Annotated in this window: 10 protein-coding genes; all 10 read left to right on the top strand. The window is 45.8% G+C overall.

From position 1 onward, the window contains the following. Window positions 1-7: 7 nt before the first annotated feature. The 10 genes from queA to hslU all read left to right on the top strand — a co-directional run bounded on the left by queA (window position 8) and on the right by hslU (window position 12,630). Window positions 8-1,030, top strand: coding sequence for a tRNA preQ1(34) S-adenosylmethionine ribosyltransferase-isomerase QueA (gene queA, locus NFR62_RS02255; RefSeq protein WP_251613122.1), 1,023 nt, complete (start codon window positions 8-10; stop codon window positions 1,028-1,030). Between the two features lie 38 nt (window positions 1,031-1,068). Then, window positions 1,069-2,184, top strand: coding sequence for a tRNA guanosine(34) transglycosylase Tgt (tgt, locus tag NFR62_RS02250; RefSeq protein ID WP_251613118.1), 1,116 nt, complete (start codon window positions 1,069-1,071; stop codon window positions 2,182-2,184). A gap of 174 nt (window positions 2,185-2,358) precedes the next feature. Continuing rightward, window positions 2,359-2,706 (top strand): 50S ribosomal protein L19, encoded by a 348-nt coding sequence (gene rplS, locus NFR62_RS02245; protein WP_251613115.1) that lies wholly within the window; start codon window positions 2,359-2,361, stop codon window positions 2,704-2,706. A gap of 203 nt (window positions 2,707-2,909) precedes the next feature. Continuing rightward, the gene (locus tag NFR62_RS02240; protein WP_251613114.1) at window positions 2,910-4,451 is read left to right on the top strand and encodes a hypothetical protein; all 1,542 of its coding nucleotides are present in this window, start codon (window positions 2,910-2,912) and stop codon (window positions 4,449-4,451) included. A 54-nt stretch (window positions 4,452-4,505) separates the two neighbouring features. Then, a complete protein-coding gene (locus NFR62_RS02235; RefSeq protein WP_251613110.1) occupies window positions 4,506-6,038 on the top strand; it encodes a YifB family Mg chelatase-like AAA ATPase in 1,533 nt (510 codons plus the stop codon). Next, on the top strand, window positions 6,039-7,118 hold the full coding sequence (gene dprA, locus NFR62_RS02230) for a DNA-processing protein DprA (protein ID WP_251613107.1): 1,080 nt from the start codon (window positions 6,039-6,041) through the stop codon (window positions 7,116-7,118). Between the two features lie 26 nt (window positions 7,119-7,144). Beyond that, a complete protein-coding gene (gene topA, locus NFR62_RS02225; RefSeq protein ID WP_251613499.1) occupies window positions 7,145-9,394 on the top strand; it encodes a type I DNA topoisomerase in 2,250 nt (749 codons plus the stop codon). A gap of 3 nt (window positions 9,395-9,397) precedes the next feature. Continuing rightward, a complete protein-coding gene (gene trmFO, locus NFR62_RS02220) occupies window positions 9,398-10,720 on the top strand; it encodes a methylenetetrahydrofolate--tRNA-(uracil(54)-C(5))-methyltransferase (FADH(2)-oxidizing) TrmFO (protein WP_251613105.1) in 1,323 nt (440 codons plus the stop codon). Window positions 10,721-10,783: 63 nt separating this feature from the next. Then, window positions 10,784-11,317, top strand: a complete 534-nt coding sequence (gene hslV / locus NFR62_RS02215; protein WP_251613102.1) for an ATP-dependent protease subunit HslV — start codon at window positions 10,784-10,786, stop codon at window positions 11,315-11,317. Between the two features lie 2 nt (window positions 11,318-11,319). Then, a complete protein-coding gene (gene hslU / locus NFR62_RS02210) occupies window positions 11,320-12,630 on the top strand; it encodes an ATP-dependent protease ATPase subunit HslU (protein ID WP_476748509.1) in 1,311 nt (436 codons plus the stop codon). The last annotated feature ends 7 nt before the right edge of the window (window positions 12,631-12,637 follow it).

Genomic DNA, 12,637 nt, shown 5'->3' with positions numbered 1-12,637 from the left:
GTTAAAAATGAAGAAAAGCGATTTTTATTACGATTTACCTCAAGAACTGATTGCTCAACACCCCGCAAATCCGCGCGACAGCTCGCGTTTGCTTGTGTATAATAGGGCAAAAGATTGTGTGGAACATAAAATTTTTTCCGATTTGCCCGACTACTTGAAAAAAGGAGACGTTCTTGTTGTTAATAATACGCGGGTTTTGCCGGCAAGAATTTTCGGCACGAAAGCGGACACGGGAGCAAAAATAGAATTTTTACTGCACAAGCGTTTAAATTTAAACGAGTGGGAAGTTTTGGCGCGCCCTATAAAACGTCTTAAAGAGGGAAGCGATATAATTTTTTCGCCTTCGCTTTGTGCGAAAATTTTAAAGATAGAAAGCGAAGGAATTGCAAAAGTGAGCTTTGAATACAGCGGAGTTTTCGAGTCGGTGTTGTCGCAAATCGGCGAAATGCCGCTTCCCCCGTATATTAAAGAAAAGCCGGAAGATTCCGAACGTTATCAAACGGTATATTCCAAAGAAGAGGGTTCGAGCGCGGCGCCCACTGCAGGTTTGCATTTTACGCCGGAATTGTTGGAAAAAATAAGGCTGAAAGGCGTTGAAATAGTGGAAGTGTTGTTGCATGTCGGGCTCGGAACTTTTCGCCCCGTTAAAGCGGACGAATTAAGCGAACATAAGATGCATAGCGAGCGATACGAAATTACTCAAAACGCGTGTAATATCATAAATTCCGCAAAGAAAGAGGGGCGCAGAGTTATAGCTGTCGGTACTACGTCTGTCAGAGTTTTGGAAAGCGCGGCTAAACGGCATGGAGAAGTTGTTCCGTCGAGCGGAGAAACCGATATATTTATTTATCCGCCATATCGGTTTAAAATAGTTGACGCTTTGATTACGAACTTTCATTTGCCGGAATCAACTTTGCTTATGCTTGTGTCGGCGCTTTGCGGCAGAGAGAAAATTCTCGAATTGTATGGTACCGCGATAAAAGAGAAGTATCGTTTTTTCAGTTTCGGCGACGCATGCGCTTTCTTTTGATTTAAATAAAATGCTTTAACGGAGTAAATAAGTAATATATGAATAATTTCGAATACAAAGAATTGCATGTTTGCAAACAAAGCGGAGCTCGCGTAGGCGAATTCATTACGCCGCACGGCAAAATTATAACGCCGGTGTTTATGCCGGTAGGAACGCAAGCCACCGTTAAAGCTTTAACGCCTGAGGCTGTGGAAAATACGGGAGCTCAAATTATACTTTCCAACACTTATCATCTTTACATGAGACCCGGACATAAAACGGTTGAAAAGGCGGGCGGACTTCATAAGTTTATGGGTTGGAATAAGCCTATTTTAACGGATAGCGGCGGTTTTCAGGTTTTTTCTTTGGCAAAGCTGAACAATATAACCGACAACGGCGTTGCGTTTAATTCGCACATAGACGGAAGCAAACATTTTTTCACTCCCGAACTTGCGATAGAAATTGAAAATTCTTTAGGTGCCGATATTATTATGGCGTTCGACGAGTGCAGCGAATACGGAGTCACTCACGAATATGCCGAAAGCGCGCTTAAACGCACTTTAAAGTGGCTAAAACGGTGTTATGACACGCATACAAATCCCAAACAAGTGCTTTTTCCCATAATTCAAGGGAATATGTACGAAGATTTGCGTCTTAAATCGTTGAACGAGACTTTGCCTTATGCAAAATGCGGAATAGCGGTGGGCGGATTGAGCGTAGGCGAGCCAAAAGATTTAATGTACAAAATAATGGATGTAATGCGTCCGTACTACCCTAAAAGTATGCCTCGATATTTGATGGGCGTAGGCAGCGCCGATTGCCTTGTTGAAGGGGTTTTGCGCGGAATAGACATGTTCGATTGCGTGTTGCCCACTCGAACGGCGCGTTACGGCACCGCAATGACTACTCAAGGGAAAGTAGTGGTACGCAACGCAAGCTACAAAGAAGATTTTACGCCGCTTGACCCGAATTGCGATTGTTATTGTTGCAAGCATTTTACCAAAGCATATTTGCGACATTTGATAAACGCGGACGAGATTCTCGGAGCGGAACTTTTGAGTATTCATAACATAAGCTATCTTACGAACCTTATGAACAGAATGAGAGAGGCTATTTTCGCCGATAAATTCGGGGATTTTGTCTCCGCGTTTCGTTTGTCGTCCGAATATTGCTAAAATAAAGTCGCAAACAAATTTCAACAAGAAAGATGTAAGTTTTTGCGTTTATTTGCTTGCGTTTATGCAAAGATTTTGTTATAATATTTCGGTATGGCTCGCACGGTCCGCTGTTTTATATTAAAATTCGGTAGAGCATGAACGTGCGTATAAGAACCCAAAGGAGGTATAGTCATGTCTAACAGTCTTATTGAAGCAATCGAAAAGGAATACCTTAAAGCCGAAGTTCCCTCGTTTAACGTGGGCGACGTAGTTAAGGTAGGCGTGAAAGTTGTTGAGGGAAACCGCGAAAGAACGCAGGCGTTCGAGGGAACGGTAATTGCCAAACGCAACGGCGGCGTTCGAGAAACGTTTACCGTGCGTCGCGTTTCGTTCGGCGTTGGAATCGAGAGAACTTTCCCGCTTCATTCGCCCCGTATCGAGAGCATAACCGTTGTTCGTAAAGGCAAGGTGCGCAGAGCTAAGTTGTATTATTTGCGTAAGCTTTCGGGTAAGGCGGCAAAAATCAAGGAAATTAAATAATTGTTTTCAAAAGTTAAAGGCGCGGAACCGGCGCCTTTTTCTTTATTTCGGCGTAATTCCTAAGACGCTCATTTTTAGGCTATTATCGTTAAACGCTTGATTATTTCGAAAAAGTATATTATTATAAAGAATAGGAAAAAACTGTTTTTATTGTATTAGTTGTTTTTTTCGAAGCGCATTAAAAAAATCGGAGTGAAAAACGTATGAACTTTTCGAGTGGGTTGCTTTCGGCTAAAGTCGCCGGCGTGCTGTATCCGTTATTCTTTTCTTTGCTTACTGCGGTTGCCGTAATCGTTTTTATATGGCTTATGGTTCGTTTTATAGGTAAAACCGACGCGCCTTCTTCGGCGGAAACGCCCGAGCAAGCAAAACGTATAAATTTTACGGCATTGCTGTTGATATTGCTTGTTATGGGGCTGATTTTAAGACTTATTTTCGCTTTTGCGGTTAAAGGATACAGACCCGAACTCAATAAAATTATATCGATGTTCGCATCGCTTAAAAACGGATTCGGCAATAATTACTCAACAAACATATTTCCTATAACATATTATATTTATTCTCTAATCGGAGCGTTTGCGAATTTGTTCGGGTTGGGCACGGAATCCGTTGTGTTAGCGGTTCTCATAAAGTTGCCGCTTATAATAGCCGACCTTATAACCGCGTTTATTCTTTTTAAACTTACAAAAAAATATCTCAATTCCGCCGCGTCAACGGTAGTTGCGGGATTTGTGTGCGTGTGCCCGTTGTTTGTTTTCGCGTCGGGAGTGTGGGCTACGCTGTATTCGCTGTTAGCCATGTTTTTGGTGCTCACGTTGTATTTCATTGTTGAAAAGAATTTTATAGCTACCGTTGGATGCTTTTCGGCGGCTCTTTTGTGCCATAAAGACGCGATGTTTTTGTTCCCGCTTGTGGCGGTATTTGTGATTTACGGACTTGTTAAAGCGAGCGTTTCAGTTCGCAAAGCAAAAGGCGTTACTTTCGGCGAGGTTCTTAAAAATCCTTCTATGCGCCCTGTTTTTACCGTTCCCGTAGCGATTGTAGGATTTTTGCTCGCTTCGTATCTTTTGTCGCTTCCCGTTGTTTATTCGTCTTACGGAGCAGGATTCTTTACGTTTATATACGAATTGTATTTAAAGCCGCTTGCGTCATTCGAAGTTTTCGGACGCAATTCGCTCGGCATATTCAATCTGTTTTTGCGCAACGGCGTGTCGCTCAACTCGCGTTTTCCGTCAGTTGTTTTCACCGTTTTGTTCGCCGTTATTATCACGGGTATTGTTCTTTTGGTTTATCTCAGCAAAAAGAACAGAGCTAATCTCATGTTTTTGGGCGGATATATAATTTTAACGCTTGCCACTTATTTCGTAGGCTTTTCGGAATTCAGTTTGCTTACGGCTATCGTTATTTTCATTATGGCGTTTTTGTTGATACGCGACAAACGCATAATTTTGATTTTCGGTGTTTTATCTATACTCGTAACTATTAACGCTACCACAGTTATGTCGTATGCGGGGTATTACAACAATCTTTCGGATTATTATGTGTTATCGGGAACGCCCGTTCTAAAAGGCGGGATTTCCGCAGTTACAATAGTTTGCTCCGCGCTTGCCGTGCTGACTCACTTGTATGCTACGGTAGTGCTTTTGGATATTTCGATGAGCAACAAAAGAAAACTTTTGCCTTATTGTGCCGACGCGGATTTCAAGAAAGCTATGGTTTCGTTTTTCTCGTTAAAAAACAAATAAGCGCGGTTAAATAAAGAAGTAAAACGCTCTTAAAAAAAAGACGAGGGACGGCAAATGCTTGCGAAAGTGAAAAGCTTCGGCTTAACAGGTTTAATAGGATACGAAGTTGACGTTGAAGTAGACGTTAACGCAGGACTTCCCGGCATTGAAATGGTCGGATTGCCGGACGCCGCCATAAGAGAAAGCAGAGAGCGTGTTCGCAGTGCGATTAAAAACAGCGCATATAAATTCGCGCCAAATAAAATTACAATAAATTTAGCTCCCGCAGATATTAAAAAAGAAGGTCCGCTATATGACCTTCCCATTGCGCTTGCGGTTTTAGCGGCTACGCAGCAGCTTAACGCCGCGCGACTTCAAGACACGGTATTTGTAGGGGAATTATCGCTCGACGGCTCTTTGCGAAGAGTACGCGGAATTTTGCCTATAATTCTCGCGGCAAAGAAGGCGGGATACAAGCGCATAGTTATTCCTTACGAAAACCGCAACGAAACCGTTTTCGTAGGCGGGGTGGAAGTGTTCGCCTTTAAATCGTTGGCGGAAGCGGCGGGGTACATATCGGGGCAAACGGCTGCTACTCCCGTTCCGAAAGCGGACGGCAAAACTATTACTACGCACGTCGAATATGCGGAAGACATGAAATACGTTAAGGGGCAGTACGCGGCAAAACGAGCGCTCGAAATCGCCGCAGCCGGCGGGCACAATATTTTAATGCTCGGTCCGCCCGGCGGAGGAAAAACTATGCTCGCTAAATGCTTGCCTTCGATTTTGCCCGAAATGACTCTCGAAGAGGCGCTCGAAACTACAAAGATTCATTCGGTTGCGGGTTGTCTCGGCTCCGACGAAGGGCTGATAACCCGCCGTCCGTTCAGAACTCCCCATCATACGGCAAGCAAAATAGCGCTTGCGGGTGGCGGTCCGTCGGCGCGTCCGGGAGAAATCAGCGTTGCGCACAACGGAGTTTTATTTATGGACGAACTGCCCGAATATCCGCGCGCCGTGCTCGAAATTTTAAGGCAGCCGCTCGAAGATAGGCAAGTAACGGTGTCGCGCGCTCAACGGACGGTGAGTTATCCCGCGAACTTTATGCTTGTTGCAAGTATGAATCCGTGCCCTTGCGGTAATTACGGCTCGTCGCACGGGGAGTGCACTTGCACACCCGCAATGATAGAGAAATACCATTCCCGTATTTCGGGTCCGCTTCTCGATAGAATAGATTTGCAAATCGAAGTAGAAAACGTTACATACGACGAGCTTATATGCTCGGAAGAAGCGGAAGATTCGGCTTCGGTAAAAGAGCGCGTCGATTTTGCGCGCAAAATTCAAACAGAACGATACAAAAATACGTCGGTATATTGCAACGCGGGAATGAGTTCGCGCATGATAAACGAATACTGCTCTCTCGATTCCGACGCACAGTCGTTGCTTAAAGACGCGTTTGCCCGTCTCGATTTGTCGGCGCGCGCATATACGAGAATATTAAAAGTGTCGCGCACCATAGCGGATTTGGCGGATTCGGAGAATATTTCGGCGGAACATATAGCCGAAGCGGTGCAGTACCGAAGCTTAGACAGAGGATATTGGAAGTAAATGGGCGTTACGGAAAATCTTGTTTATTATTGGCTCGGAATTTCGGGCATTACTTCGCGCAGGGCAAACGCTCTGTTGTCGAAATTCTCTCCGCTCGAACTTTGGGAAAAAATCGGAACCGAGCTTACGAACGTTTCCGCTTTCGGAGAACAAGCTTTCGACGCTTTAATAAGATACCGTAACGAAGATTTTTTATTAAAAAGCATAGAAAAGCTCGATAACATGGGAATATCGTTTATAACGTTCGATAAGTTTCCCGAACTGCTCGCTCAGCGAGAGGTTGACCCGCCCACTCTTTTGTATTACAAAGGCGATATTTCTTTAATAAATTCTAATTGCATAGGCGTGGTCGGCACTCGGGAATGCAGTCTTTACGGAAAAGAAGCGACGTACCGTCTTGTTACCGACTTGTGCAAATATAATGTAACCATAGTTAGCGGGCTTGCTCATGGCATAGACACTTATGCGCATAGAGCCACGCTTAAAGCGGGCGGAAAGACGATTGCCGTGCTCGGAAGCGGGCTTAACTGTATCGCCCCGCAGTCTAATTTCGGATTAAGCGAAGAAATAGTCGGTTCGGGCGGACTTGTGATAACCGAATATCTTCCGCGAAAGGAAGCCAATCGTTTCACATTTCCCGAGCGCAACCGAATTATAAGCGGATTGAGCATGGGCGTAATTGTTGTTGAGGCAGGTTTTAAAAGCGGCGCTTTAATCACGGCGGATTATGCGTGCGAGCAAAACAGAACTTTGTTTGCCGTGCCCGGCAATATAACGAGCGCAAGTTCGATAGGTTCCAACCGTTTGCTTTGCGACGGCGCCGTTCCCGCGCTTTCGGCGGAGGACGTTTGCGAAGCGTTAAACCTGTCTTTTCGCAAAATCAAAAAAAATACCCGCTCAATTCAGCTTGACATTTTTGAACAAAAGATTTATAACATACTACTGTCGGGTGAAAAGAATTTCGATTCGCTCGTGCTTTCTGCCGAAATGGCGCCGCAAAAATTAACGGCGCTGCTGTCTTTGATGGAACTTAAAGGCATAGTAAAAAGAAAACAGTCGAACATTTTTTGTTTGGCGTAAAGTGAGGAAAGTTCAACTTGAAATTAGTGGTAATCGAAGGTATAGGTAAAAAGGAAACTGTAGAAAAGTATCTCGGACCGGGTTACAGAGTTTTCGCCACCAAAGGACATGTGCGCGACTTGCCCGCAAAGACTCTCGCCGTAAACGTTAAAAAGGATTTCGAGCCAAAATACGTTATTATGGACGACAAGAAAGACGTTGTCGAGCAACTGAAAGCCGCCGTTTCCAAAGCGGACGAAGTTTTGCTCGCAACCGACCCGGACCGCGAAGGCGAAGCAATATCGTGGCATGTTGCGAACATTCTCGGAATACCCGAAGACAGTCCCGTTCGTATCGAGTTCAACGAAATAAGCAAAAAAGCCGTTCAAAACGCTTTAAAGAACCCGCGAGCAATAGACATAAATCTTGTTGACGCCCAACAGGCGCGGCGCGTGCTCGACCGTTTGGTTGGTTATAAGCTAAGCCCCGTGTTGTGCAAAAAAATTCAAAACAAACTTTCGGCGGGAAGAGTGCAATCGGTAACGTTGCGCCTCGTTGTGGAACGCGAGCGCGAAATTCTGAATTTCAAGCCCGAAGAATACTGGCCGTTTTTTTCGGTTTTAAAAAACCAAAGCGGCTCAAAAATCAAAGCGGCGCTTGCAACGCGTAATAAGCAAAAATTCAAAATACCCAACGAGCAAACTCTGAAAGAAGTTATATCGGAGCTCGACGGAAAAGAATACGAAGTTGTAAACGTTAAAAAATCCGTAACAAAGTCTAAGCCGCCAGCGCCGTTTATAACGAGTTCTATGCAACAGGACGCTCTCAATAAGCTCGGAATGTCTTTAAAGCAAACTTCGAGCGCTGCCCAGTCGCTGTACGAGGGCGTAGACTTACCGGGAGAAGGCAAGGTTGCTCTTATAACTTATATAAGAACCGACTCGACCCGAGTGTCGGACGACGCCATAAAAGAAGCCCGCTCTTACATTTCGGAAAAATTCGGAGAAAAGTTTATTCCCGCAAAGCCTAATATTTATGCTTCCAAAAAGAGCGCGCAAGACGCCCACGAAGCTATTCGTCCTATATCGCTCAGCCGCACTCCCGAAAGCATAAAAAACGCGGTGAACAAATACCATTACAAGCTGTATAAATTGATTTACGAACGCTTTATGGCAAGTCAGATGAGCGAAGCGACATATAATTCGCTGTCGGTGGATATAACGGCGGGCAACTACGGATTTAAAGTTACGGGTAAATCTCCGCTGTTTGCAGGTTATACCGCAGTGTATAATATGTATACCGACGAGAGCAAAGAGGACGAGGAAGAGTCGGGAAAACTGCCCGATTTGCACGAGGGAGAAAAACTCGGTTTCTGCGAATATAAGTACGAACAAAAGTTCACTAAACCGCCCGCAAGGTTTACCGAAGCAAGTCTTGTAAAAACTATGGAAGAAAAGGGAATAGGTCGTCCCGCAACCTACACGCCCACCGTAACGCTTTTGAACGCTCGCAGCTATACCGAGCATGAGGGCAAATATATACGTCCCACACAGCTCGGCATGGACGTAACCGACATGTTAATTAAATACTTCCCCGATATTATGGACGTTAAATTCACGGCGGGTATGGAAAAACGTCTCGACGAAATAGAGGAAGGCGGAGTTATATGGCAGCGCGTTGTTGGCGACTTTTACAACGGCTTCGAGGAAAAAATATCCGAAGCGCTCGGCGACACGTTCAGCCTTAAAGCTCCCGACGAAAAAACCGACTTTCCGTGCCCCACATGCGGCACTCTTATGGTGGTTAAAAACGGACGGTTCGGCAAATTTTTGGCTTGTCCCAACTATCCGAAATGTCGCACTACTTTGCCTTACGACGAAGAGACGGGGAAACCCGCGACTCAAACCGAAACGACCAACGAGGAATCCAACGTTAAATGCGAAAAATGCGGAAGAACTATGGTTCTCAAACAAGGCAAGTACGGTCCGTTCCTTGCGTGTCCCGGTTATCCGGAATGTAAAAATATCGTTAATATAGATAAGAACGGCGAAGCGCAGGAAAAAGTCGAATCGGCGCCGTGCCCTCAGTGCGGCAAACCTTTAAAACAAATAAACTCGCGCGGCTCCGTGTTTTACGGTTGCACAGGTTATCCCGAATGTCGGTTTACCGCAAACGCTCCGCTTGCCGAAGGCAAATGCCCCGATTGCGGAAGCCATTTGCTGATACGAAAGTACAAAGACGGAGTTTATCACGTTTGCGCTTCTAAAACTTGCAAATACAAAACTAAGGCGGATTAGCAGTTGGACGTAACCGTTATAGGAGCGGGGCTTGCCGGATGCGAAGCCGCGCATAAAATAGCCGAAAGCGGCTACTCCGTTAAGCTTGTCGATTGCAAACCCAAGTTGTTTTCGCCCGCTCACAAGAGTGCGAATTTTGCCGAACTCGTATGTTCGAATTCTTTAAAATCCGACGAACGCGGTACTGCGGGAGGACTTCTTAAAAACGAGCTGAGGGCGCTCGGCAGTTTTTTATTGCGCTGTGCCGAAAAGTGCAAAGTGCCCGCAGGAGGCGCTTTGGCTGTTGACCGCGAGCTTTTCTCAAAGAGTGTAACGGAAAGCATTAAAACGCACCCTAACATAACAGTTGCGTCGGAAACGGCGAACGATTGGAACGACGGCGAACTGACCGTTGTGTCTACGGGACCTTTAACGGTGGGCGGAATAAACGACGCTCTTAAAAGGCGGATAGGCGATTCTCTCGGCTTTTACGATGCGTCCGCGCCCATAGTTGACGCTTGTACTATAGACTTTTCAAAATGTTTTTCAGCTAACAGATACGGCAAAGGCGACAGCGACTATTTGAATTGCCCGCTTACAAAAGAAGAGTATTCGGCTTTCGTTGCCGAACTTGCGGGCGCGGAGCGCGCTAATCTTCACGAGTTCGACAAGCGGGAAATTTTCGAAGGGTGTATGCCGATAGAAGTTATGGCGGCGCGCGGAGAAGATTCCATTCGATTCGGACCTTTGCGCCCCGTAGGATTCGTTCATCCCGAAACGGGAAAAAGACCGTATGCTGTGGTTCAACTTCGCGCGGAGAACGCCGAAAGAACAATGTACAATATAGTCGGGTTTCAAACCAACTTGAAATTCGGGGAACAGAAAAGAGTTTTCGGAATGATTCCGGCGCTAAAAAACGCCGAATTCGTCCGTTACGGCGTTATGCACCGAAACACTTATATAAATTCGCCGAGCGAACTCGATTGCTATTCGCGGTTGAAAAACAGCAAAAATACTTTTATAGCGGGGCAACTTTCGGGAGTGGAAGGATATGTTGAAAGCATTGCGTCGGGACTTATTGCGGGTCTGAACGTTGTGCGTGCGCTAAAAAAACAGGAACCGCTTTTGTTGCCGCCCACTACGATAATAGGTTCGCTGTATCGGTATATAACTTCGCCCAATCCGAATTTTCAGCCTATGAACGCTAATTTCGGAATTTTGCCGCCGCTTGCCGAACATGTGCGCGACAAAGCGAAACGAAAAGAAGAATATTGCGCGCGCTCGGAACGCGATTTGCTCGAATTTAAAAAAGCGAACGATTTAATTGATTTATCCGAAAAAATGTAGTATACTTTTCGGTAATACCGATGAATTATTATAAGGCAAAATATTATAGGAGTTTATATTAGAATGGAACTTAGAGGAACGACTATTGTTGCCGTGAAAAAAGACGGCAAAACGGTTATTGCGGGAGACGGGCAAGTAACCGCAGGTCAAAGCGTTGTTATGAAGTCGAACGCTGTGAAAGTGCGCCGACTTTACGACGACAAAGTTGTTATAGGATTTGCCGGCTCTGTAGCCGACGCTTTTACTTTGAGTGAAAGGTTCGAAGGAATGTTGCACAAATACAGCGGAAATCTTATGCGCAGCGCTGTGGAACTCGCTCAGCTTTGGCGCGGCGACAAAATTTTGCGGCAGTTGGAAGCTATGATGATTGTTGCTGACTCGCGCGACCTTTTGGTGGTGTCCGGCGTGGGCGACGTAATAGAACCGGAAAACGGAATTTGCGCAATAGGCAGCGGCGGTAACTACGCGCTTGCGGCGGCTCGCGCGCTTGCCGAGAACACAAAGCTCAATGCCCGCGAGATTGCGGAAAAGGCTATGAGAATCGCCTCGTCGATTTGCATATTCACCAACGGCAATCTTACGGTAGAGGAGGTGTGATTATGGAACTTTCTCCCAAGCAAATAGTTACGGAACTCGATAAATATATTATAGGTCAGCAAGACGCGAAGAAAGCGGTTGCGGTAGCTCTCAGAAATAGATACCGTCGCAGTATGCTTCCCGACAATCTGCGCGAGGAAATAACGCCGAAAAATATTATCATGAAAGGACCTACCGGCGTAGGTAAAACGGAAATAGCGCGTAGACTCGCCAAGCTCGTTAAAGCCCCGTTTATAAAAGTCGAGGCCACTAAGTTTACCGAAGTGGGGTATGTGGGGCGCGACGTGGAATCTATGATACGCGACCTCGCGGAAGTGGCGGTACGTCTCGTTAAAGAAGAAAAGCTTGCCGAAGTGGAAAAAACGAGCAAGGCGGCTGCGGAAAAGAAAATTCTCGACGCTCTTGTTTCAAGCAAGAAAAAGCAAAACGCCGATATGCCCGAAAGCGCGCTCAGAGCACAACTTCAAGAAGACTTAAACGCGGGCAAGCTCGATTCGCACATGCTCGAAATAGAGGTGAACGACGCGCCCAAGCCTGTTGAAATTATGCCTGGCATGGGAGCCGAAATAAATTTGGGCGACATATTCGGCGGACTTGTTCCCAAAAAACGAAAAAAGCGCAAGCTTACGGTTAAAGAAGCGGTTAAGCTTTTAACGCTCGAAGAATCGGAAAAGCATATCGATATGGACGCTATAAACAGCGAGGGATTGAAACGTGCAGAGCAGCAGGGCGTTATATTTATAGACGAAATCGATAAAATAGCGGGCAAAGGAGCTTCGAACGGACCGGACGTATCGCGTGAAGGTGTGCAACGCGACATACTTCCCATAGTGGAAGGTTGCACGGTTATGACAAAATACGGAGCAATGAAAACAGACTATATTTTGTTTATAGCGTCGGGCGCATTCCACGTTAGTTCTATCAGCGACTTGATTCCCGAGTTTCAAGGGCGGTTCCCCGTATGCGTAGAGCTGAATAGTTTAACCGCAGACGATTTTGTGAAAATTCTTACCGAAACCGAAAACGCCATAACCCGTCAGTACGGAGCTATGCTCGGAGTAGACAATATCAAACTTTCGTATACCGACGAGGCTATTCGTATGCTTGCCGAAATTGCGGTGGACGATAACAACGTAAGAGAAGACATAGGCGCGCGCAGACTTCACACCATTATGGAGAAGTTGCTCGAAGACCTCAGCTTTAACGCGTCGGGCGACCATCCCACAGTTGAGGTTAAAATAGACGAAAAATACGTTTCCGAGCATCTCGGCGAACGTATGCGTAGGCATGATTTAAAGAAATATATTTTATAAAAAGCAG

Origin of the sequence: Pumilibacter muris (assembly GCF_943193045.1) — a bacterium.
GTDB classification, from domain to species: domain Bacteria; phylum Bacillota; class Clostridia; order Christensenellales; family Pumilibacteraceae; genus Pumilibacter; species Pumilibacter muris.
This window is presented reverse-complemented; position numbering and strand designations above follow the sequence as displayed.